The sequence below is a fragment of the Corallococcus silvisoli genome (genome assembly GCF_009909145.1).
In the GTDB taxonomy this organism is placed as follows: Bacteria; Myxococcota; Myxococcia; order Myxococcales; family Myxococcaceae; genus Corallococcus; species Corallococcus silvisoli.
This window is the reverse complement of the sequence record NZ_JAAAPJ010000015.1, coordinates 36,244-57,216: the sequence shown is the minus strand read 5'-3', so window position 1 is coordinate 57,216 and position 20,973 is coordinate 36,244. Positions and strand designations below refer to the sequence as shown.

The following is a 20,973-nucleotide window of genomic DNA, read 5'->3' as shown; positions in this document are numbered from 1 at the left end:
CGCCCGGAGGGAGGGGCATGCCGTCGGGTGCCGGACGTGGGGGATGCGCGAAAGGATGGACGTGGACGTTCGCGGCGCGCGAGGAGGCTTCGCGGCGCGCGGGGTTGGGTTACGTTTGCCGGATGGAGGCTGCCGCGTGAGTGCTTCGAACCCCCTCTTCGGTGACCTGTTGCTCAAGCTGGGCGTCGTGACGCCGGGGCAGGTGCAGGAGGCGCTCGCGCTCCAGGCCCTCACCGGGCAGCGCGTGGGCGAGGCGCTCATCTCCCTGGGCTACGTGTCGCGCGAGCAGATCCAGGACGCGCTCGGCGAGGCCCTGGGCTTGAACCCGGAGAAGGGGCCCGCGCAGCCGCCGCTGGGCGAGCTCCTGGTGGGCCTCAAATACGTGACGCTCGCGCAGCTTAGCGAGGCCCTGGCGCGGCAGCGGCGCGACGGGCGGCGGCTGGGGGAGATCCTCGTCGAGCAGGGCCACTGCACCTACAAGCAGATCTACGAAGCGCTGGGGTTGCAGAACCGCATCGCCGGACGGCAGGACCTGCCGCGTCCCGCGATGGAGGGCCGCCGCCGGGTGGTGGTGGTGGACGACAGCCCCCTGGCGTGCGCGTTCGTGCAGGAGGGGCTGGTGGGGCTGGGCTACGAGGTCCTCTGCTTCCAGGACCCGTACGAGGCCCTGGAGGGCATGGGCCGGCTGCAGCCCGCCATCGTGCTGAGCGACCTGGAGATGCCGGGGCTGGATGGCGTGGAGCTGTGCCGGCGGCTGAAGGAGGGCCCTCGCAGCGCCATCCCGGTCATCATGCTCACCGCGAACGACCGCGAGGCGGAGCGCGTGCGGGGCCTGCGCGCGGGCGCGGACGACTACGTGAACAAGTCCGCGTCCATGGACGAGCTGGCGGCGCGCATCGAGAGCGTGGTGCGCCGCACGGGCGAGACGGAGCGCATGCGCAAGCTGTTCGCGCGCTACACGTCCGACGCGGTGGTGGAGGAGATCCTCAAGAGCGCGGACGCGGCGGTGCTGGCCGGGGAGAAGCGCGAGGTGACGGTGTTGTTCGCGGACATCCGCAACTTCACGGGCCTGGCGGAGAGCCTCCCTCCCGAGCAGGTGGTGGCGGTGCTCAACCAGGTGCTGGGCCGGCTGTCGGACGCGGTGCTCACCTGCGGCGGCACGCTGGACAAGTTCCTGGGGGACGGGCTGATGGCGGTGTTCGGCGCGCCGGTGGGCCGCCCGGACGACGCGCTCCGGGGCCTCCAGTGCGCGAAGATGATGATGGAGGCCGTGGCGGAGCTGCGCGCGGCGGCGGAGGCCGAGTGGGTGGCCCACGGCCGCGAGGGCCGGCCCCTGGTGCTGGAGCTGGGCGTGGGGCTGAACTCGGGCGTGGTGGTGTCCGGCAACATCGGCAGCGCGCTGCGCGCGGAGTACACCTGCATTGGCGACGCGGTGAACGTGGCCGCGCGGCTGTGCGCGCTGGCCGGGCCGGGGGAAATCCTGGTGGGCGAGCGGACGCGCGAGCTGGTGGACGCCAACGAGACGGCCTTCGAGGACCTGCCGCCGGTGCGCTTGAAGGGCAAGCAGCAGCCGGTGCCGCTGTACCGCGCCCTCTGACGCGGTAGGGTGGGCGCGCCATGGCCGCCACGTCCTCCGCCTCCGCCGTCCCCGAGAAGTCCCGCCGTTCCCCGCTGCCCTGGGTGGCGGTCGTCTTCGGGTTGGCGCTCGTCGTGGCCCTGGTGTTCACCGCCTTCCGCCGCCGCGACCCCGAGCTGGCCCGGCAGATCCACGCCGACTTCACCGTCATCCTGGCCGCGCTGGAGCGCTACCAGTCCGACCACGAGGGCCGGTTGCCGGAGGAGGGAGACCTGGACGCGCTGCTGGTGCCCCGCTACCTCCCCGCCGTGCCGGCGGACCCGTGGGGCCGGGCGTACCACTACGCGAGCAACGCCCAGGGCGTGTTCCTGGCCACCTTCGGCCGGGAGAACCTGCGCGGCGGCGTGGGCGAGGACCAGGACCACACCAACCACGACGGGCACCAGGAGCTGCTGCGCTAGGTCCGCGCCGCGGGCCGGTAGGGCCGCGCGGTGGAGGCCGGCGGCCCCTCCGCGCGGGGGTCTGCCTGGGAGGGGGAACGGCACCGGCGTGCGTGGAGGGGCGCCTGCACGCCCAGGCGGTGGGGCAGGGGGCAGGCAGGTCGGAAGGGCGGACGGGCCGGCATGCCCGGCGAGCCGCCACCGCGCGGGCCGCGTGCGCATCCTTCCCGCGAGAGGAGGCCCAGCGGGCATCGCCTCCTCGGAGGGGGGCCGCCATGGCCATCATCTGCGCAACGAACCTGTCCGCCGAGGCCGTGCACGCGGCGACCGTCGCGGCGACCGTCGCCGAGCGGCTGGGGGAGCCCCTGCTGCTGCTGGGCGTGGATGACGAGGTCCCGGACGCGAACGCGCCGGAGGCCCTCTCCGCCGCGGAGGGGGGGCTCGCCGAGGAGGTCGTGCGCCTCCGGACCCTCACCGGGACGGTGGAGCCCCGCATGCAGCGAGGCGCCTCGGTGGAGACGCTGCTGGGCGACGAGGAGTGCCGCGACGCCCGGCTGGTGGTGGTGGCCGCGGACGGCTGGCGCACGTCCCCCTGGCGCAAGACGTCCCTGGCCGAGCGGCTGGCCCGGCACGGCTGTGCCCCGGTGCTGGCGGTGCGCCAGGACACGGCGCTCCTGGACTGGGCCCGGGGCCGGCGCCGGCTGCTGGTGACGGTGGGGGTGGATCCGCGCTCCGTCACCTCGGACGCGGCGCTCACCTTCCTGCGCGAGCTGCGGCGCGTGGGCGGGTGCGACGTGCTGGCCACCTTCGTGTGCTCGCCCATGGAGGAGCGCGCGCGGCTGGGCGTCCATACGCCGGTGCACGTGGAGCGGCTGGACCCCTGGGCCCGCCACATGGAGGGCCTGGACCCCCTGGTGGAGCGCGTGCTCCAGCGCGAGGTGCGCGAGCGCGTGGGAGACCTGGAGGGCGAAGGCTGCGTGGAGGTGGTGCTGGAGCCTGGCTATGGCCGCCCGGCGGACCACCTGCTGCACGTGGCCCACGCGCGGGCCGCGGAGCTGACGGTGGTGGGCATGCACCTGCGCGGCGGCATGCAGCGGCTGTGGCACGGCTCCGTGTCCGAGGGCGTGCTGCGCCACTCGGAGCGCTCCGTGGCGTGCATCCCGCCGGGGGCGCGCGAGCCCCGCCGCCTCCCTCCGCCCCGGAGCGCGCTGGTGCCGGTGGACTTCAGCCCCGCGTCCGGGCGGGCCATCGCGCAGGCGTGCTCGCTGGTGGGCCCGGGGGGCCGCGTGCACCTGCTGCACGTGCACCGGCTCCGGGGCCGTGAGCGGGGCCCCCGGGACTTCCACGGCGTGCTGCCGGAGCCCGCGGGCGAACGGGACGCCGTGCTGGGCCGGCTCTGGGAGCAGGTCCCCCAGGACGCCGACGCGCTGGCGGTGCACTGGAGCGTGGAGGGCGTCAGCGGGGAGGACGTGGCCACCGCCATCTGCCAGGCCACGGAGCGCGAGGGCGTGGACCTGGTCTGCGTGGGCACGTCGCACCGTCACGAAGTCGTGACGGACGGACTGGCGGGCGCCGTGGCCCGCCAGCTGGTGCTGCGCTGCCGCCGACCGGTGATGGTGGTGCCCGCCGCCTGACCCATGAATGCGTGTTCAGTTTTCGGGTCCCCGGGGCGCGGGTCCATGTTTTTTTATCGCAAGTAAGGGATTGAACAGGCGACCCAGGAGGGCGTTAGACTTTGGGAGGACCCGCTTTCCCAGAAGGGTAGGGCATCCCGTGGCTCTTCGCGGTTATCGAGAAGAGGACCTCGTCTCCAACCGTGCATCGCTGCTCATCCACGGAGGCACCGAGGACGAGCGCAGGGCCTGGGCGGAGGAAGCCGCGCGCAACTTTGGCGTCTCCCTCACGGAGGTGCGTCAGGCGCCGGAGCTGTCCGCGGCGCTGCGGCAGCCCAACGGCGTGGTCTTCATCGCGGACGCGGCGAAGCTGCCGCTGGAAGCCCAGGGGCTCATCCTGCGCTGCCTGCAGATGCAGGAGGAGCGGCCCAAGGTGGTGGTGGGCGTGTCGGGCACGGCGACCGCGGCCCTCACGCGAGGCACGCTGCGCGAGGACCTCCACTACCGGCTGAACCAGGCGCAGGTGGACCTGCAGACGGACGGCCTGCGTGACGCGCTCAAGCGCCGCTGGGCGCAGCAGGCGGAGCAGCTGGCCGTGCGCGCCGCGGCGCTGAAGGCCGCCGAGGAGAAGGAGCGCGCCGCCGCCGTGGCCCGCCGCCCCGGCTCCGTCACCCGCATCCTCCCCAAGCGCAAGGCCTCGTCGTCCACCCGCAAGGGCGCGCCCCGCAACGCGGTCCGCTGACCGGGACGCCCCGGGGCCTTGCCCGCCCCGGTCGCGGCCCCCTCCCCTGAGGGCGTGTCTGGCCGCGGGCCGGGCCCGACAGAGGGGAGGCGCGGGGCCCGGCTGGAGGGGGGACGGAGGGGGCCGGAATGCACTCCGGGTGAGGGAATGGGTACTACTGGAAAGATGGGCTAGAGTTGTTCAGGTCCTCTTTCCTCTCCTCTCCGGAGCGAATCACCATGTCCCAGCAAGCCCCTGGCAAGAAGCGTGGTCTGTCCCGTCCCGTGGAAGTCGTCCGCGCGGAGCTGCTCAAGGATCCCGAGACGAAGCGCATCGCGGATGCCGTGGGCATGAAGCTGGAGGACTACGTCGAGCTGGTCCTCGAGTACGCGCAGGACAAGGACAAGGAGCCCATGCTCAACGTCGTCTCCGACGAGGAGCTGAAGGCGAACGGCTTCCCGGTCCACACGGTGGAGGAGGTGGGTGAGTTCCTCGTCGCGGGTGCCAAGGGTGAGCTGCCCGGCCAGGGCAACCCGTTCGCCAAGTCCGAGTTCGAGGCCGGCAAGGGGAACTCCACCGCGGGCAAGCCCAGCCTGAACCCTACGGGGGAGGGTCACCCCAAGGTGCCGGAGGACGAGGCGAAGCGTCAGGAGCTGATGGACCAGCTGAAGAAGGGTGGCGGCGGAACCCGCGGCTGAGGTCGCCCGGAATCCCCGTGAAATTGATCGGAAATTCGGAGGAAACATTTCCCCTCCCCTTCCGAGAATCCTTTTGCAGCTTCACTTCGGCACACACTCTCCAAACCAGACTTAAGCAGGGGGTATTACCATGGGCGGCATCGGCAAGATTGTCAGCAGCATCGCGAAGACGGTCAGCAATGTGGCCGGCGGCGTCGCGAACATCGCGGGCAAGGCCCTGAACTTCGTGCAGAACCCGGTGGGTGCCCTGGCCGGTGGCCTGAAGGGCATCGCGGGCGGCCTCCTGGACAAGCTCCCGTTCGGTCTGGGCAAGCTGGCGAAGCCGTTCGTCGACAAGTTCATCGACTCCGGCGCGTCCCTGCTCTCCAAGGGCCCCCTGGCCGGTCTGTCCCAGCTGACCAAGTTCGCCCCCACCGTGAAGTCCATCGCGGACATCGCGGGCGTCGTGAAGCAGGGCGCGGACAAGGTCGGCGCGCTGGCCTCCGCTCCCGCGCAGCAGAACGTGCAGAACCTGTTCGCCCACGCGCAGGCTGCGCTCATCAACTGAGTTCCCCGCTGAAGTTGGCGTGACTCAGGCACGAGGGCCGGTACTCACCGCGAGGTGGGGGCCGGCCTTTCGGCTTTGCGGGCCTCCGTTTCGGAGGCGCATGCCCGACTCCGCCGGGCGAGGGCCGGTCCTCCATCCGTTCCGGGTGGGGCGCCGGCCCTGCTGCTTCGTGGGCCCGTCCTCCATCCGTTCCGGGTGGGGCGCGGGCCTTCTTGCTTGAGTGGGGCGTGCCGGACTCCGCCGGGCGCCGGCCGATCCTCCGTCGGCCCCGGTCCCGCACCGGCCCTCCGGCTTCGTGGGTCCCTTCCGAGGCCTTGGGGGGGCCATGGAATGCGGGTTGAACGCGACCTCGGAAGCCATACTTCCAGTGTGGGCGCGATCAGGAACGGCGGGTTTCAGCCCTCTTCGCTGGCGAGCCGCCGGGCATCGGTTTCCAGGCGCTGGGTGGCCTCGGGGTCCGCGCTGTCGTAGTAGCCGCGAATCTCGCCGGTGCCGTCCACGAGCACGAAGTGGGTGCCGTGGAAGATGGAGAGCAGGTCGTCCTCGGCGGCGCCGGGCTCGCGGCCCATGCTGATCTTGAACCCCTGGACGATGGTGTCCTTGAGGGTCGCGTAGTCGCCGGTGAGGAAGTTCCAGCGGGCGAAGTCCGCGCGGTACTTCTGGCCGTACTCGGCGAGCCGCTCCGGGGTGTCGTAGGTCGGATCCACGGAGAAGGACACCAGCCGCAGCTTCTGCCCGAGCCCCGCGGTGTGCTCCTGCACGCGCGCCATCTTCTGGGTGAAGACGGGGCAGACGGTGGGGCAGCGGGTGAAGATGAAGTTGGCGATGAAGGGCTGGCCGCGGAGCTGCTTCGACCCGAAGGGCTGTCCGTCCTGCCGCGTGAAGGTGAAGTCGGGCAGGGCGCCCAGCCGAGGGGGCGGCGTGGAGCGGGCGTCAGCCAGGTCGTGGAGCGCCACCGCGAGCATCCCGAGCGACGCCACCACGACCCCTGCCCAGACCCAGGAGCGGCGGAGGCTTTGGGGACGGGGCGCGGCGGGGGAGGAGGGCGATTCGGCGGACATGGGGGGGCACGTAACGGCATCGGCGGGGGGCGCACAAGCGCCAGGCTCGGGGCGGCTAGGGGCTGGCCGCATGCGAGGCATGAGGGAGAGTGGCCGCTTCGGGGTGGGGGCGCGGGGATGGGGTGCGCCTTGAGGGGACTCCAGGTGCGTGCTAGCCGGAAGGTCCAGACATGGCCCGCGCCTTCTTCCAGCTTCAGGGTGGCCGCTCTCCGTGGGGCAGGTGGGGAGGACTCCGGCCGCTGTCCGGGTGCCTCCTCGGGTGCGTCGTGGCGCTCGCGCCGGTGGAGGTGCTGGCGTGTCCCTCGTGCACGGCCCGCGCACCGGAGTCCCCTGGGGGAGCGGGCGTGCTGCTGCTGGCGCTGATGTTCGTGCCCTTCGCGTTGGTGGGCCTGGGGCTCTGGGCGGCCCGGCGGGCGGCCCGTGAGGAGCGGACCCCGGCGCCCGTGGAACAGGAGCATCCGTGATGCCCGCGTCCAGTGACTCGACGGCCGTGGCTTCGACATCCGCGCCGCCGGATGCGCAGACTCCCCTGGCGGTGGAGCCCTCGCGCGGAGCGTGGAGCCTTTCACCCCCGGAGAACGCGAGCGCGACGGGGGACCGCATCGACGCGCTGCTGGCCAGGAGCCACGGCTTCGACTTCGCGCTGGCGGCGGTGATGCTCGGGTGGCTGTTGGTGGCGGTGCTGCGCTTCCGGGGCGCCCGGAAGGTGGCGCCGGATGGCGGCACGCGGCGCTCGCGGGCGTGGGTGCTGGGGCTGGCGCTCGGCGTCTTCGGCGTCGTGGACGGGACGCTGTTCCTGGGCTCCGAGGGCTACCTGCGCGACGTGCTCTGGAACCTCCGCGTCCCCGCCGAGGATCCGCGCACGGTGCGCATCGAAATCAACGCGCATCAGTGGTCCTGGGAAGCGCGCTACGCGGGCGCGGACGGGACGTTCGGCACGAAGGACGACGTGGTGACGTGGAACGACCTGCGGATCCCGGCGGGCGTGCCCGTCTGGGTGCAGCTGGTCTCCACGGACGTGGTGCACGGCTTCTCGCTGCCGGCCTTCCGCGTGAAGCTGGATGCGATTCCGGGCCGCGTGAACCAGACCTGGTTCCAGGCCGCTCGCGAGGGTGCGTGGGAGGCGGCCTGCTACCAGCACTGTGGCACCAGCCACTACCGGATGCGCGGCATGCTGACGGCGATGTCGCCGGAGGCGTACGCGGCCTGGCTGCGCGAGGCGGGCCGGCAGGCGGCCCAGACCTACGACGCGGATGACACGGCGGCCCACTGGGGCTGGGCCTGGAGGACGCCATGACGCCGGGGGCGCTGCTGCGCTCGCTGTGGACCACCGACCCCCAGCGCGTGGCGCGGCAGTACCTGTGGGGCGGCTTCCTGTTCCTGCTGGTGGGCGGCCTGCTCGCCATGGTCATCCGCTTCCAGTGGGGCTGGCCGGGGCAGCCGGTGCCGGGGCTCGCCTGGGCCCTGCCCGAGTCCGGCGGCGCCATCACGCCCCCCACGTACACGGCCGTGTTCACGATGCACGGCCTGCTGATGATCTTCTTCGCGGTGACGCCGCTGCTCTTCGGCGCGCTGGGACACTTCGTGCTGCCGCTGGCCATCGGCTCGCGTCAGATGGCGTTCCCCCGGCTGTCGGCGTTCGGGTTCTGGGCGTACGCGGTGGGCGGCGCGCTGATGCTGGCGTCGTTCGTCGTGCGGCTGGGGCCGGCGAGCGCGGGCTGGACGTCGTATCCGCCGCTGGCGACGCCCGCGTTCACGCCGGGCCTGGGCCAGACGCTGGTGACGGTGGCGGTGCTGTGCGTGGGCGTGTCCGCGTTCCTCTACGGGCTCAACTTCGTCGTCACGGTGGTGCGCTGCCGCGCGCCGGGCATGACGTGGGGGCGGCTGCCGCTGGTGGTGTGGGGGCTGTTCTACGGCGCGGTGCTCAACGTGCTGTTCGTGCCGGTGCTGGCGGCGGCCACGGGCCTGCTGCTGCTGGACCGGGTGGCGGGCACGCAGTTCTTCATCGCGGGCGCGGCGGCGGTGGGCGGGGGCGGGGACCCGGTGGTCTACCAGCACCTCTTCTGGCTGTTCGGCCACCCGGAGGTCTACATCCTCATCCTGCCCGCGTGGGGCATGGTGGGGGACTTCGTGGCCTTCTTCAGCCGCAAGCCCGCGCATGGCTACCGGCTGACGGCGGGCGCGATGGGCGCGGTGACGGCGCTGAGCGGCGCGGTGTACGCGCACCACCTGTTCACCAGCGGGATGGCGCCGGTGCTGGGGCGCACGTTCATGGTGCTCACGCTGCTCATCTCCCTGCCCGCGGAGGTGATGTTCCTCAACTGGCTGATGACGCTATGGCGGGGCAGCGTGCGGCTCACGTCGCCGATGCTCGCGGCGCTGGCGACGATGATTGTCTTCGGCCTGGGCGGCATCACCGGGCTGGCGCTGGGCGCGGTGGCGACGGACGTGCCCCTGCACGGGACGATGTGGGTGGTGGGCCACTTCCACCTGACGATGGGCGCGGCCAGCTTCCTCGCCGTGTTCGCGGGGCTCTACTTCTGGTTCCCCCGGATGTATGGCCGCGCGCTGGATGAGCGGCTCGCGAAGGTGCACGTCGTGGCGAGCGCGGTGCTGTTCATCGCCGTCTTTGGCGGACAGCTGGTCGCGGGGTACGCGGGCCAGCTGCGGCGGCTCTATGACCCGTACCAGTACGCGTTCCTCGCGCACCTGCTCACGCTGAACCGGTGGACCAGCGTGGCCGCGTTCCTGCTGGGCGCGGTGCAGCTGGTGTTCGTGGTGAACCTGGTGCGGACGCTCGGGTGGGGCCGGGCCTCGGAGCCGAATCCGTGGCGGGTGGGCACGCTGGAGTGGACGGACGCGGGGCCCGCCGCCGTGGTGCTGCGCGGGCCGCACGCGTTGTCGCAACCGGAGGTACAGCAGCAACTGGGTCGCGACTGGATTGGGCAGGCGGAGCCGCTGCCCTCGGGGGGACTGGCGGCGGAGCCGGTGGCGCCTCCGGTGCCCGGGGTGGAGGGCGCCGGCTAGCGCTCCGGAGGGCGGTGCTCCCAGAGGTCCACGCCGCCGGTATCGCCCGTGGGGAAGCGGCGGACGAAGCGCTGCTTGAACCAGGGTCGGCTCTCCGGCGTGAGCTGCCAGTCACCGCGCGGGCCGAGGACGACGAAGCGGCAGGCGTCCAGCATGACGCGCAGGGCCTGCTGTGCTTCCGGGGCGGAGAGGGCCTCGGCGGTGTCTTCGAAGCGGTCGCCGGTGCTCATGGCGTCCTGGAGCATGGTGGCGTAGCTGTCCACCACGGGCGTGGCGCCCGTGGGGAGCCGCCCGGCCGCGAGCCCCCATCCCGGGTCGAACGCGAAGAGGCACGCGTTGGGGGGCACCTCGGCGCGCAGGTATCGCGCGAGCGCGACGACGTCCGGGGCCTGCCACAGGGCGCTCTCGACGACGTGCCACGCACCAGGCAGGCACGCACCGGCCAGGGCGAGCCCGGCCACGGCGCGCGACGCGGTGCGGCCCCAGCGCTGGCTGAAGGCATGCAACACGGCGGCGCCCAGGCCCGCGAGCACGGCTTCGGACGCGGCGAGGTGCGCGTTGTACTGGTTCCAGTAGGTCCGCGACGCGAGGAACAGGGCCACGCCGAGGACGAACGCGCAGGCGAAGAAGCGGGAGGTGGGGCGGCCCTCGGCGTCGGTGCGAAGGGCTCGCGCGCCGGCCGCGCCCAGGCCGATGAGGGCGAGCACGACCTCGCCCAGCCGGCGCTCGTGGAAGAGGTCGTGCAGGCGCAGCCAGCGGTCCGACTCTCCATCCGGGGGGCGCAGGGCCTGGAAGGAGATGACGTCGCGGAGGAACTCGGAAGGCGCGAGCGCGGCCAGCGGGCCCACGACGACGGCGAACGTGGCGAGCGCGGCGACCATGCACAGGAGCGCGTCGCGGCGCGACTCCTTCCATGGACGGGCGAGCAGCGCGGCGACCAGCCAGGCTCCTCCGGGCAGCTTCACGGACACCGCGAGGCCCAGCAGCACGCCCGCGCCGATGCCGCGTCCGCGCGAAGGGGTGGCGGAGGCGAGCCACAGGTTCGCGAAGCCCAGGCACAGGACGTTGAGCAGGGGCTCGAGGAAGGCGCCGCGCTCGACGAGGGCGGCCTCCGGATACGCGGCATAGGCGAGCGCGGCCACGCAGCCCGCGAGCGGCCCCCACGCGCGCCACGCGACGCGGCCCGCGAGGAACGCGCAGAGCGCGCCCACGGCGGCGGCGGCATGGCGGGTGACACCGTAGGCGGTGGCCGCGTCGAACCCCAGCGTGAGCGCGGCGCCGGGGGCCCAGAGCAGGAGCGAGCCCGGCGGGTGCACGAAGATGAAGTCCCGGTAGGGCAGGTCTCCGCGCAGCAGGAGGGACGCGGCGGAGAAGTAGACGCCCTCGTCGTAGTCCATCGGGTAGCCCAGCGGGCCGGAGTGGAAGAACGCCAGCGCGCGAAGCACCCAGGCCCCCAGCGCGATGAGCAACAACGGCCAGAGGTCCCGGCCCCGCGAGGCGCGCGGAGCGGTGGACGAGAACGGCGCTGCGAGCGGAGTGGGAGCGGGCTGCATCGGGATGGAGCTTGGGAGGCTACTACCGGTGCGCCCGGCCGCACGTGGGCTTCTTTCACGGCGGCGCGCACCGGCTTCGGAGCACCGCTCCGAGGGGCGGGGGACTGCCCGGCTTCCTGGTGCTTTCCGCCGGGCCCAGGCATGCGAGAGTCCTCCCCCGTGAGCACGAACGACCCCAGCGGGACGCTGGACTCCGCGTCCCTCCAGCGCGACGAGGCCAACCTCTGGTTCGGCGTCGTCCTCGCGCACGCGGCGGCGGCGATGCTCTTCTGCGCGGTGGCCTTCGCCGCGGACTTCTATCGCCTGCGCGGCTTCTGGCCTCCGGCCTCCGCGCGGCCCGGATACCTCGTTCCCTCGCTGGCGGGGGGGCTGCTGCTCACCGGCGGCGCGCTGCTGCACGTCGCGCTCCGGCCCGCGCCGCGCCGGGCCCGGCGCGTGTTCCTGGGCGCGCTGGGCGCGGGGGCGGGGTTCCTCGCGGCGCAGGCGTCCTGGCTGCACGTGCTGTGGTGGTACCGCGACCTGCGCATTCCGGACGGCGGCGTCTTCGCCTCCGCGTTGTACGGCCTGTCGGCGGTGCAGGCCGCGCATCTGGCGGTGGTGCTCGGCGGGTTGCTGCGCGCCGCCCTTCGCTTCCTGCGCGGCGGCGATGTCCGCGCCCCGCTGCGGCGGGCCCTGCCCGGCTGGTGGTGTTCGACGGTGATGTACGGCGTCCTCTTCGCGGTGGTGTACCTCCCATGAAGCCCACTCCCTGCCTCCCTGGAACGTCCTCCGTCTCGCGCTCGCTCCGCGTGCTCGCCGTGCTCGCGCTGGGGACGCTCGCCCCCGCCTGCCGCCGGGAGGCGCCCACCTTCGAGCCGCTGAAGCTCGCGGACGGCGCCACGGTTCCGGCCGCGACGCTGGCGCGCGGCTACGACGTCTACACGCACTACTGCGCGTCCTGTCACGGCGAGAAGGGCGACGGCCAGGGCCCCGCGGGTTCGGGCATGCGCCCCCCGCCGCGCAACTTCCACCAGGGCCTGTTCAAGTTCGGAGGCGTGGCCGCCGGCGAGCTGCCCACCGACGACGCGCTGAAGCGCACCCTGCGCAGGGGGCTGCACGGCACCCCGATGTTCGGGTGGGACGTGCCCCCGGCGGACGTGGACGCCGTCGTGCAGTACCTCAAGACCTTCAGCCCCCGCTGGACGCAGGAGCCTCCGGGCGCGGCGCTCGCGCTGTCCGAGGACCCCTGGAAGGGCCGCGAAGCCGAGGCCGTGGCGCGCGGACGCACCGTCTACCACGTGGCCGGCAAGGGCAACGCGGGCTGCTCCAGCTGCCACGTCGCCTACCTTCCCCGCGCCGAGCTCGCCGCGCTCACCGAGAGCGTCACGGGTCGCAAGGTGAACCTGGCGAACGCGGATCCGTACACCGCGCTGCCCAGGGACTCGGACTACTCGCTCACCGTGGACGCGAAGGGCGAAGCCACGCGGTTCGCCAAGGTGCTGCCCCCGGACTTCCTCTTCCACCGCCTGCGCACCGTGTGGCCCCAGGGCACCCGCGTCGAGGGCCAGCCCTACACCGCCCAGGTCCAGCGCGAGGACCTCTACCGCGTCATGGCCGCCGGCGTCGGCGGCGCCGCCATGCCCTCGTGGAAGGGCGCCATCCCGGAGGAGAACCTCTGGGCGCTCGCCTACTACGTGCAGACCCTCGTCGCGATGCACGACACCGACGCCGCCCGCGACCTCCAGCAGCAGCTGCGGGACTCCAAGGTGCAACCCTGATGGATTGATGCAGTTACCTGAAAAGTAGGTCTTTCTGGGAAACAAATTCCCAGACATCGCGAAAATCCGGGCATTGATTACCTCTTTTCCCGGAGTTTCACCCGTGACGACCTATTCCGTTCGTAGCGGCGACACGTTGAGCGGGCTGGCGCAGCGCTTCAACACGTCGGTGGGTTCGCTTCAGAAGACGAACCACATCGCGAACGCGAACCTCATCCGCGTGGGCCAGAGGCTGACGGTCCCGGATGGGTTCCAGGCGGCGCCTTCGAAGGGCGGCAGCTACACGGTGCGCAGCGGCGACACGCTGAGCGGCATCGCGGGCCGGCACGGCACGACGGTGGCGGCGCTGGCGAAGGCGAACCACATCGCGGATCCGAACAAGATCTACGTGGGCCAGAAGCTCACGATTCCGGGGGCGAGTGGCGGTGGTGGCGCGGCGCCGGTGCCGTCGAAGCCGACGGGTGGCGCGACGTACACGGTGCGCAGCGGCGACACGCTGAGCGGCATCGCGGGCCGGTACGGCACGTCGGTGGGCGCGTTGCAGCAGGCGAACCACATCGCGGATCCGAACAAGATCTACGTGGGCCAGAAGCTCACGATTCCGGGCCGCAGCGGGGGCGCGGGCACGTCGAATCCGCCGCCGGCGACGGGCGGGGTCGGGGGGACGCCGGGCACGTCGGGCGGCAAGGGTGGGGTGTCGGTGGCGCAGCTGCGGCGGATCATGCCGAACCTGTCGCAGGCGAAGGCGGAGCAGTACCTGCCGCACCTGAACAAGGCGATGGCGGAGGCGAACATCAACACGCCCCGGCGCAAGGAGATGTTCCTGGCGCAGCTGGCGCACGAGAGCGGCGAGCTGCGCTACATGGAGGAGATCGCCTCGGGCGCCGCGTACGAGGGCCGCAAGGACCTGGGCAACACGCAGCCGGGCGACGGCATGCGCTACAAGGGACGCGGGCCCATCCAGCTCACGGGGCGCGCGAACTACCGCGCGGCGGGCAAGGCGCTGGGCATCGACCTGGAGGGCCACCCGGAGCGCGCGAAGGATCCAGACGTCGCGTTCCGCATCGCGGGTTGGTACTGGAACTCGCGCAACCTGAACAGCTACGCGGACGCGGGCAACTTCCGCGAGGTCACCCGCCGCATCAACGGCGGCTACAACGGCCTGGCCAGCCGCGAGATGTACTACCGCCGCGCGCAGGACGTGCTGGGCTGAGCACGCTGCGCCGTCCGCACGAGAGCCGTCTGTCGCGCGGGACCTGGGTCCCGCGTCAGGGCGGCTGGCCGTGGTGGGGTGCCGTGATTCCAGGCACCTGACGGTGGCGCACCGGCTGCATCGCGGACCGGCTCCTCCTTCCTCGGAGCGAGCCCGATGTCCCGAATCGATGTCCCCGGTAGCAGCCCTCTTCCTCCCGACCCCACGCTCCCCGAACCCGGAGCCCCCACGCTGGAGCCACGCGTGGGCCCCGCCGGTGCCCGCCGGTCCTCCGTCAGCGAGAGCAGCGCCGCCCCGCCCGCGCGCAACGAGCTGCGGACCTACGACGGTCCCCCCGGTGCTCCGCCCAAGCCCCTTCCCCCGGGTACAGCCCCGGGGCCCGCCGTGTCCGCCCGGGAGCTCGCGGCGCTGGGGGGCCGGACGCGGGCCCCCTCGGCTCCCGTTCCCGAGGACGTCTACGCCACGCTCCGGTCGCACCTGACGCGGAGCCTGACGAACCCCTTCCTCACCGGCGGCGACGTGCAGGCCGCGCACACCGCGCTGGGCACCGTGCCGCGCGAGGCGTACCGCGCCACGCTGGAGCGCATGGACCGCGAGGGCCTGCTCGCCACGTACGTGTCCCGGATGGATGCCACGTCCCGTCAGGCCTTCCTCGAGCAGGCCGCGTCGAACGGCGTCCTCCTGCGGCGTCCGGGCGGTGTCTCGGGGCCGCTGGGCCTGCCCGGCCGGCCCGAGGTCTTCACCAATGATCCGAAGCTGCCGGGGGCGCTGCGGGACGCGGTGAATGCCCACGCCACCGACACGGGCCGTGCAGCCGTCGTCGCCCATGACGCCTACCTGCTGCGCTACGGCGAGGCCGTGGCACGGGCCGACAGCCTCCGAGCCCTGCGCGCGCTCGGTCCGCCTCAGGCGCTGGACCTGCGGGAGACGTCGCTCGGGCTCGCCTGGTCCGACCCCCAAAGGGAGCGCTACGAGTCCGAATGGAAGGCCGGCCTGGGCCGCCCCCAGCGCTCGCTCGTCCAGGCCTACGAGGCCGTCACCGCCCGCGCGCAGGTCCTCTCCGGAGAGAAGCCCGCCGGGGCCTTCCTCTCCGCCGAAGCGAGCGCGTCCCACGACCTGCTCCACCTGAAGACCGAGGCCCGCGCCTCCGCGCGCGGCCCCGTCGACGTCCATGCGCAGGCGGGGGTCGCCACGAAGGCGGGACCCCTGGGGCTGGAGGTGATGACGGATGCGCACGGCAAGGTGGAGACGCAGCTCCAGGTGGACCTGAGCATCGCCAGCGTGAGCCGCGACTCGGAGGGCAAGGTGGAGCTGTCCCTGGGCGCGGGACCGCACGCCCGCGCGCACGCGACCCTCAACCCCCGCACCGCGGAGTTCGGTGGCGGCGTGTCCTTCGCGGTCTCAGACAAGAGCGGCCAGCACCACGCGGGCCTCAAGCTCGGCTACGGCCTGCGCGGCCTCACCCCCGAGCGCGCCGCCCAGGCCGTCCGGAGCGATGTCCCCGGCCTCTTCAGCCGCCCGAAGGACCTGGATCCCGGCCTCACCTGGGACGCGCTGCCCACGGAGCGCCGGGCCCTCTATGAACGGCAGGGTTGGACGCGCGAGGAGTGGGCCCAGGACTCGCGGGGGTGAGCACCGCGAGGTCAGGGCGTGGTCCGGGGGGCGGGTGGATCCGGCGACTCCTGTGGGGCGGGCTGCGGGCGCAGCGCGATGGCGGTCCACAGGGCCAGGTGCCAGGGAAGGAAGATGAGCGCCATGCCGCCCGTGAGCAGGGCGCCCAGGATGCTCAACAGCCCCCAGCCCACCGCCATCGCCCACAGCCCCACCGAGCCGAGGACCTGCAGGTCCCGAGAGCGCTCCAGGTGGCCCAGGACGGCGCACAAGGTCACGAGCCAGATGCCTCCGCCCGTGACGGAGAGGAACGTGTCGTCGCTCATCTTGAAGGAGTTGCCCAACTGCTGGAGCAGGAAGAGGGCTCCGGACTGGTACAGCACGGACAGGGCCGCGATGACGATCTTGCCCGCGTTCTGGGGCTCTTCCTTGAGGGAGAGCCCCTCCTTCTCCAGCAGCTCCGGCGGCAGCTCCATCGCGTACGGGTAGCCCAGGGCCAGCAGGGCCTCCTTCGCCGCGTGCCGCACCTTCATCCCGCCCGAGCCCACGTGGTCCCCCACCTCGTTGCTCCGGTCCAGCAGCCCCAGGAGCAGGTCCGCCCGCTCCCGGAGCGACTCGTCCGCCGAGGGCGGGCGGCCCAGTCCCACGATGAGCGCGTCGACGTCCGCGGGCACCCTGCCCGGGGAGCGCGCCTCCTCCAGCAGGAGCGCGAGCGGAGGAAACGCCTCCGCCGCGATGGGCGCGAGCGCGCCTTCGGACGGCTCGTCTCCGGTGGAGGGCGGCGCGGAACGGGTGGCTTCCTGGGACATGGGGTGCTCCTGGGCGACAGTCATCCTCCGCCGGATGGGTGGGGAGCAAGGGCCCCCCTTCCGCCTGGACTCCGAGGGAGAGGCCGTCTCCGTGGCGCGGCTCAGCGCACGCTCGCGGACAGGACCTTCTCCACCACCACCACGTCGTGCCGCGTCCCGTTGAGCTCCGCGTGCTTCGCGTGGACGCCCACGCGGGTGAAGCCCAACTTCTCGAACCGCTCGAGCGCGTGCGTGTTGCCGGCGAGCACGCAGGTCGTGAGCTTGTGAATGCCCCGGGCCTCCGCGGCCTTCATCAGGGACTCGAGCAGGAGGGTGTCCACGTTCCTGCCCCGGGCCTCCTTCGCCACGAAGACGTGGAAGTCCGCCACGCCCGCGTAACACTCGCGCAAGCTGTAGGCGCTGGTGGAGGCGCACCCGATGACGCGGCCGTCCTCCTCCGCCACCAACACCGGGTGGCGCTCGTCCCACTCCGCGCCGGGCTCCAGGGCGAAGAGCGAGGGGCGCCGGGCGACGGCCGCGGACTGGAGCGACGCGACAGCGGCCCGGTCCTCAGGCGCCGCGGGCCGCACGGTGGGCGGTTGAAGTGGGGTGCTCGGCGGCACCGGCGCCTCTTCTCGAGGCCCCGTCGTCGGGGTCATCAGGATGGCGGACACCAGCGTCAGGTGCCAGGGCATCAGGAGCGCCGCGACGAACTCGCCCTGGAAGAGCACCACCAGCCCCACCACCGCCCAGCACACCGACTGGAACAGCAGCCACATCGAGCCCTTTTCCTGCCGCGTCGGGTCGCCCCTGATGATGCCCCACAGCGCCATCAGCGTGGGAAACAACACCAGCAGGGCCAGGGTGCCGTAGCCCTTCGCGAACAGCGCCGAGAAGTCCCATGGCGCCACGTCCGCGAGCGGCATCAGCCGGCGCAACTGGTACAGCCCCGTCAGCAGCAGGAAGACCGTGCTGCCCACTCCGGCGCCTTGGCGCGACCGGGGCGGAGGGCGGCGGCCTTCCCTGGCGTTTTCTTCCTCTGGAGTCGTCACCCGCGCTAGCGCCGGTGAGCGCGCCAGCAGGGCGGCCTCGGCTTTTCGCCACGCTCTCTCCGCGAGCGCTCGCTCCGGTGCCAGTTCTCCGAGGTCGGTATCCACTTCCCGCCACCCTCGCTGGGCTGACGCTGGCCCGGGAGGACCCGCCAGCAGGGCGGCCTCGGCTTCCTGCCACGACCGCTTGACCCGGGGTGGTGCGGTAGGCGTCGGAGAGGACTCCTCCTCGGTCGGAGGCCGGGTGCGGTGGGCTTCCTGCGACATGGATGTGCTCCTCTTTCACCTGCGAGCCAGCGGCGGGCAAGGGGGGCTGCCTTCGCACGGGGTACGAGGGGGCAGCCGCCAGAAGAAGGTCGCAGCTCCCCCGCGTGCGCACCTTTCCCGGGCATATCCCTACTCCACTTCGAAGAGCGAGGACACGCGATGCCGATGGAACGAGCACAGCGCTTCGTGGACGCACTGCGGAACCTGGAGGAGCACGGCGACATCGAGCCGCTGGTCGCCCTCTTCACCGACGACGCGCGGGTGAGCAACGTGGCCTCGCACAGCGTCTTCTCCGGCATCGCGGGCGCCCGGCGCTTCTGGACCGAATACAAGGGCACGCTCGGTCAGGTGCGCTCCACCTTCCGCAACGTGATTGAGTCCGGCGACCGCGTGGCCCTCGAATGGGAGACGCAGGGCACCGCGCACAACGGGGCCGCCATCGCCTACGAGGGTGTCTCCATCATCGAATGGGATGGCGACCGCGTCCGCCGCTTCTTCGCCTACTTCGATCCGCACGCCCTGGGCCTGGAGCTGGCCCAGGGGACCGCGCCCCGTTCAGAAGTGCCCGCGACCACGCCCGCGTGAGCGGCGTGCACGACTTCAGGCGGCCCTCGGAGGGTGAGCAGGCGTCATCCGCCCTGGTTGCGCCGCTGTCACAAGGGTTCATCAGACAAGGGTTCTCCTAGACCCAGAGCCCACATGCACTTCCGTGCACCGGGGCCGCGAGCCGGGGTAGCGTGGAGCGGTGGCGGCCCACTTCGACGGGCCGCGTCGTCTCCTTGGGAATCCCATGATGACCCGCGTCATTGCCCCTCTGCTGGCCGTCCTGCTCCTGGCGGCCTCCCCCGCCAGCGCGGCCCTCGCGCCGGATGCACCCGTGCTGATCGCGGCGGCCAAGCGCAAGCCCGTGAAGAGCAGGGCTTCTTCCTCGACCCCGTCGTCCACGCAGGAGATGGCGGAGCAGACGACCTCCTCGCCGGCCGCGCCGGTGCCGGTGACGCCGGACGTGACGCCGCCGGTGTCCGCCACGCAGGAGCCGGGCTCCACGGCCACCCCGGGCGCCGCGTCGGAGCCGGGCCTGGACTTCGACCTGCTGACGCCGGAGTCGGAGGCGTCCGCGGGCCTGCTGGACCCGAACCTGGAGGGCCAGCTCAAGACGCGGCGGACGATGCTCAAGCTGCACCAGGGCTTGGGGCTCGCGATGGCGGGCGGCCTCACCGCGGCCACGGTGCTGGGGCAGATCCAGTTCAACCGCTCGTTCCGGGGCCATGGCGATGACCGCTCGCTGCTCGCCTGGCACCGGGGCGTCGTCATCGGCACGTCGGTGCTGTTCGCCACGGTGGCCACGCTGGGCGTCCTGGCGCCGGATCCGGTGGAGCGCGCGTTCCAGTGGGACACGGTGACGTTCCACAAGATCTTCATGAGCCTGGCCACCGCGGGGATGATCACCCAGGCGGTGCTGGGCATCCTGGCGACGGACAGCTACGGAGAGCTGCGAGAGCCGAAGCTCGCCACCGCGCACCAGGTGGTGGGCTATGCGACGTTGGGCTGTGTCGCCGCGGGCATCGTCACGCTCACCTTCTGACGTGAGACTCCCTGTCGTGAATGTCTCCGCGCGCAGGTCGTTATGTGGAGGCAGCTGTATCCCTTCCTGGAGGACGCCGTGATTGCCTGTCGACTCGCCCCGCTTGCTGCCCTGCTGCTCGCGCTCCCCGCCGCCGCGCAGGACGCGGTCCGCATGTATTCCGTGAAGAAGGACTCCAGCAACCTCACCTACAAGCTCATCCACAAGCTGCACGAGGTGTCCGGCAAGGCCCCTCCCAGCGAGGGCAAGGCCGTGCTGAAGCCGGACGGCACCCTCCAGGTGGCCGTGCGCGCCCAGGTGAAGGACTTCGACTCCCAGAACTCCAACCGCGACACGCACATGCTGGAGGTGACGGAGGCGTCCAAGTTCCCGCTCGTGGAGCTCAAGGCCGTGGCCACCGGCGTGAAGGCGCCCGCGACCTTCCCGGGCTCCGTGCCGGTGAAGCTCAAGGGCAAGCTCACCTTCCACGGCGTGACGAAGGACGTGGAGGTCCCCATGACGGTGAAGTTCGACTCCGCGAAGCAGGTGACCGCGGACGGCGCCTTCGAGATCAGCCTGGAGGGCTACAACATCGAGCGCCCCACGCTGCTGCTGGTGAAGGTGGATGACAAGCTGGTGCTGGAGCCCCACCTCGTCTTCCAGGAGGGCACGTGAGCTCGTCGCGCCGGGACTTCTTCAAGAAAGTGTTGGGAACGGGCGCCGTGGTCGCGGGGCTGCCGGCGTGCGCGCCGGACATCGACCCCGCGCCGGTGCTGGATGTGCCGATGCCGGGCGAGGACGGCATCGTGGCGCTGGTGGTGCAGCGCTACCCGGACCTGTCCCGCACGGGCGGCGCGGTGACGCTGCGCTTCCCGGGCGGCTCCGGTCAGGAGAACCTGCTGGTGGTGCACCCGTCGGCGGACACCTACGCGGTGCTGTCCGCCACGTGCACCCACGTGGGCTGCCCCATGGGCTTCGACGGCACGGAGGCCGTGTGCCCCTGCCACCTGTCCCGCTTCGCCACCGACGGCAAGGTGACGCACCCGCCCGCCACGGTGCCGCTGAAGACGTACGTGGCCACGTACAACGCGGGCACGCAGGTGCTGAGCATCTCGCTCAAGGCCGGTGACGAGACCTTCCCCGCCGTGGTCAACGGGAAGCTGACCCTCACCTTCGCCCAGTTCCCCGACCTGCAGAACGCGGGCGGCATGGTGAGCGGGAAGCCCACCGGCTACGGCAAGACGGTGTTCATCTTCAAGCTGGCGGACGGCACGTACTCGGCGGTGGACTCCATCTGTCCGCACCAGCAGTGCGAAGTGGGCTTCGAGGCCAGCCTCGACGAGCTGCTCTGCCCCTGCCACGCGTCGACGTTCACCAAGACGGGCACCGTGACGCAGGGCCCGGCCACCAGCGACCTGAAGACGTTCACGGTGGCGCCGGGCGCGTCCGAGGTGGTCGTCACCATCCCCTGAGGCGAGGGGCCCGTGG

Annotated in this window: 21 protein-coding genes; 17 read left to right on the top strand and 4 right to left on the bottom strand. The window is 72.2% G+C overall.

From position 1 onward, the window contains the following. The first annotated feature begins 136 nt into the window (after positions 1 to 136). The 6 genes from GTY96_RS27615 to GTY96_RS27590 all read left to right on the top strand — a co-directional run bounded on the left by GTY96_RS27615 (position 137) and on the right by GTY96_RS27590 (position 5,595). On the top strand, positions 137 to 1,597 hold the full coding sequence (locus tag GTY96_RS27615; protein WP_143907696.1) for an adenylate/guanylate cyclase domain-containing protein: 1,461 nt from the start codon (positions 137 to 139) through the stop codon (positions 1,595 to 1,597). Positions 1,598 to 1,617: 20 nt separating this feature from the next. Then, positions 1,618 to 2,037 carry a type II secretion system protein GspG gene (locus tag GTY96_RS27610; RefSeq protein WP_143907698.1) on the top strand — a complete coding sequence of 140 codons (420 nt, stop codon included), beginning with the start codon at positions 1,618 to 1,620 and terminating at the stop codon, positions 2,035 to 2,037. Between the two features lie 254 nt (positions 2,038 to 2,291). After that, entirely contained in the window at positions 2,292 to 3,650 is a 1,359-nt protein-coding gene (locus tag GTY96_RS27605) for a universal stress protein (protein WP_161666298.1), read from the top strand. A gap of 139 nt (positions 3,651 to 3,789) precedes the next feature. Then, on the top strand, positions 3,790 to 4,371 hold the full coding sequence (locus GTY96_RS27600; RefSeq protein ID WP_143907702.1) for a P-loop NTPase family protein: 582 nt from the start codon (positions 3,790 to 3,792) through the stop codon (positions 4,369 to 4,371). A 218-nt stretch (positions 4,372 to 4,589) separates the two neighbouring features. After that, positions 4,590 to 5,048, top strand: a complete 459-nt coding sequence (locus GTY96_RS27595) for a hypothetical protein (RefSeq protein WP_143907704.1) — start codon at positions 4,590 to 4,592, stop codon at positions 5,046 to 5,048. Between the two features lie 130 nt (positions 5,049 to 5,178). Further along, complete coding sequence (locus tag GTY96_RS27590; protein ID WP_143907706.1) at positions 5,179 to 5,595, top strand: hypothetical protein; 417 nt, start codon at positions 5,179 to 5,181, stop codon at positions 5,593 to 5,595. A 395-nt stretch (positions 5,596 to 5,990) separates the two neighbouring features. Here the strand turns inward: GTY96_RS27590 and GTY96_RS27585 are convergent, their stop codons facing one another. Continuing rightward, complete coding sequence (locus GTY96_RS27585) at positions 5,991 to 6,656, bottom strand: SCO family protein (protein ID WP_161666297.1); 666 nt, start codon at positions 6,654 to 6,656, stop codon at positions 5,991 to 5,993. Between the two features lie 170 nt (positions 6,657 to 6,826). On the opposite strand from GTY96_RS27585, the gene GTY96_RS37290 reads away from it, so the two are divergent. Genes GTY96_RS37290 through GTY96_RS27575 form a run of 3 tightly spaced genes read left to right on the top strand, consistent with a single transcriptional unit; the run spans position 6,827 to position 9,683 of the window. Beyond that, positions 6,827 to 7,120: a hypothetical protein gene (locus GTY96_RS37290; protein WP_201756454.1), complete on the top strand. Its 294-nt coding sequence runs from the start codon at positions 6,827 to 6,829 to the stop codon at positions 7,118 to 7,120. Then, the gene (locus tag GTY96_RS27580; protein WP_201756453.1) at positions 7,120 to 7,953 is read left to right on the top strand and encodes a cytochrome c oxidase subunit II; all 834 of its coding nucleotides are present in this window, start codon (positions 7,120 to 7,122) and stop codon (positions 7,951 to 7,953) included. Before GTY96_RS37290 ends, GTY96_RS27580 begins: the two co-directional genes overlap by 1 nt. Then, positions 7,950 to 9,683 (top strand): cytochrome c oxidase subunit I, encoded by a 1,734-nt coding sequence (locus GTY96_RS27575; protein ID WP_161666296.1) that lies wholly within the window; start codon positions 7,950 to 7,952, stop codon positions 9,681 to 9,683. Before GTY96_RS27580 ends, GTY96_RS27575 begins: the two co-directional genes overlap by 4 nt. Here the strand turns inward: GTY96_RS27575 and GTY96_RS27570 are convergent. Further along, positions 9,680 to 11,236, bottom strand: coding sequence for a glycosyltransferase family 87 protein (locus tag GTY96_RS27570; RefSeq protein WP_161666295.1), 1,557 nt, complete (start codon positions 11,234 to 11,236; stop codon positions 9,680 to 9,682). The genes GTY96_RS27575 and GTY96_RS27570 overlap by 4 nt on opposite strands. Positions 11,237 to 11,395: 159 nt before the next feature. Between GTY96_RS27570 and GTY96_RS27565 the strand changes: the two genes are divergently transcribed. The 4 genes from GTY96_RS27565 (at position 11,396) to GTY96_RS27550 (ending at position 15,838) form a co-directional block, all read left to right on the top strand. Further along, positions 11,396 to 11,974, top strand: coding sequence for a cytochrome C oxidase subunit III (locus tag GTY96_RS27565; RefSeq protein WP_143907714.1), 579 nt, complete (start codon positions 11,396 to 11,398; stop codon positions 11,972 to 11,974). Next, positions 11,971 to 12,993, top strand: a complete 1,023-nt coding sequence (locus GTY96_RS27560) for a cytochrome c (protein ID WP_235685910.1) — start codon at positions 11,971 to 11,973, stop codon at positions 12,991 to 12,993. The genes GTY96_RS27565 and GTY96_RS27560 overlap by 4 nt, the downstream gene beginning before the upstream one ends. 103 nt (positions 12,994 to 13,096) lie before the next feature. Then, positions 13,097 to 14,206 (top strand): LysM peptidoglycan-binding domain-containing protein, encoded by a 1,110-nt coding sequence (locus GTY96_RS27555; RefSeq protein ID WP_161666294.1) that lies wholly within the window; start codon positions 13,097 to 13,099, stop codon positions 14,204 to 14,206. Positions 14,207 to 14,362: 156 nt separating this feature from the next. Further along, positions 14,363 to 15,838 carry a hypothetical protein gene (locus GTY96_RS27550; RefSeq protein WP_161666293.1) on the top strand — a complete coding sequence of 492 codons (1,476 nt, stop codon included), beginning with the start codon at positions 14,363 to 14,365 and terminating at the stop codon, positions 15,836 to 15,838. Between the two features lie 11 nt (positions 15,839 to 15,849). Here GTY96_RS27550 and GTY96_RS27545 read toward each other — a convergent pair whose 3' ends face one another. Continuing rightward, a complete protein-coding gene (locus tag GTY96_RS27545; protein WP_161666292.1) occupies positions 15,850 to 16,626 on the bottom strand; it encodes a hypothetical protein in 777 nt (258 codons plus the stop codon). Positions 16,627 to 16,727: 101 nt separating this feature from the next. Further along, positions 16,728 to 17,585, bottom strand: a complete 858-nt coding sequence (locus tag GTY96_RS38615) for a GNAT family N-acetyltransferase (RefSeq protein ID WP_161666291.1) — start codon at positions 17,583 to 17,585, stop codon at positions 16,728 to 16,730. Positions 17,586 to 18,086: 501 nt separating this feature from the next. Here GTY96_RS38615 and GTY96_RS27535 point away from each other — a divergent pair. The 4 genes from GTY96_RS27535 to GTY96_RS27520 all read left to right on the top strand — a co-directional run bounded on the left by GTY96_RS27535 (position 18,087) and on the right by GTY96_RS27520 (position 20,957). Continuing rightward, complete coding sequence (locus GTY96_RS27535) at positions 18,087 to 18,506, top strand: nuclear transport factor 2 family protein (RefSeq protein WP_235685909.1); 420 nt, start codon at positions 18,087 to 18,089, stop codon at positions 18,504 to 18,506. A gap of 205 nt (positions 18,507 to 18,711) precedes the next feature. Next, positions 18,712 to 19,506, top strand: coding sequence for a hypothetical protein (locus tag GTY96_RS38390; RefSeq protein WP_143907726.1), 795 nt, complete (start codon positions 18,712 to 18,714; stop codon positions 19,504 to 19,506). Positions 19,507 to 19,584: 78 nt separating this feature from the next. Continuing rightward, positions 19,585 to 20,160: a YceI family protein gene (locus tag GTY96_RS27525; protein ID WP_143907728.1), complete on the top strand. Its 576-nt coding sequence runs from the start codon at positions 19,585 to 19,587 to the stop codon at positions 20,158 to 20,160. Next, a complete protein-coding gene (locus GTY96_RS27520; RefSeq protein ID WP_143907730.1) occupies positions 20,157 to 20,957 on the top strand; it encodes a Rieske 2Fe-2S domain-containing protein in 801 nt (266 codons plus the stop codon). The genes GTY96_RS27525 and GTY96_RS27520 overlap by 4 nt, the downstream gene beginning before the upstream one ends. Positions 20,958 to 20,973 lie beyond the last annotated feature (16 nt).

Coding starts and splice junctions, on each gene's coding strand:
- GTY96_RS27610 (WP_143907698.1), top strand. CDS start 1,618: ATGGCCGCCACGTCCTCCGCCTCCGCCGTCCCCGAGAAGTCCCGCCGT.
- GTY96_RS27605 (WP_161666298.1), top strand. CDS start 2,292: ATGGCCATCATCTGCGCAACGAACCTGTCCGCCGAGGCCGTGCACGCG.
- GTY96_RS27595 (WP_143907704.1), top strand. CDS start 4,590: ATGTCCCAGCAAGCCCCTGGCAAGAAGCGTGGTCTGTCCCGTCCCGTG.
- GTY96_RS27590 (WP_143907706.1), top strand. CDS start 5,179: ATGGGCGGCATCGGCAAGATTGTCAGCAGCATCGCGAAGACGGTCAGC.
- GTY96_RS27585 (WP_161666297.1), bottom strand. CDS start 6,656: ATGTCCGCCGAATCGCCCTCCTCCCCCGCCGCGCCCCGTCCCCAAAGC.
- GTY96_RS37290 (WP_201756454.1), top strand. CDS start 6,827: ATGGCCCGCGCCTTCTTCCAGCTTCAGGGTGGCCGCTCTCCGTGGGGC.
- GTY96_RS27580 (WP_201756453.1), top strand. CDS start 7,120: ATGCCCGCGTCCAGTGACTCGACGGCCGTGGCTTCGACATCCGCGCCG.
- GTY96_RS27575 (WP_161666296.1), top strand. CDS start 7,950: ATGACGCCGGGGGCGCTGCTGCGCTCGCTGTGGACCACCGACCCCCAG.
- GTY96_RS27570 (WP_161666295.1), bottom strand. CDS start 11,236: ATGCAGCCCGCTCCCACTCCGCTCGCAGCGCCGTTCTCGTCCACCGCT.
- GTY96_RS27560 (WP_235685910.1), top strand. CDS start 11,971: ATGAAGCCCACTCCCTGCCTCCCTGGAACGTCCTCCGTCTCGCGCTCG.
- GTY96_RS27550 (WP_161666293.1), top strand. CDS start 14,363: ATGTCCCGAATCGATGTCCCCGGTAGCAGCCCTCTTCCTCCCGACCCC.
- GTY96_RS27545 (WP_161666292.1), bottom strand. CDS start 16,626: ATGTCCCAGGAAGCCACCCGTTCCGCGCCGCCCTCCACCGGAGACGAG.
- GTY96_RS27535 (WP_235685909.1), top strand. CDS start 18,087: ATGGAACGAGCACAGCGCTTCGTGGACGCACTGCGGAACCTGGAGGAG.
- GTY96_RS38390 (WP_143907726.1), top strand. CDS start 18,712: ATGATGACCCGCGTCATTGCCCCTCTGCTGGCCGTCCTGCTCCTGGCG.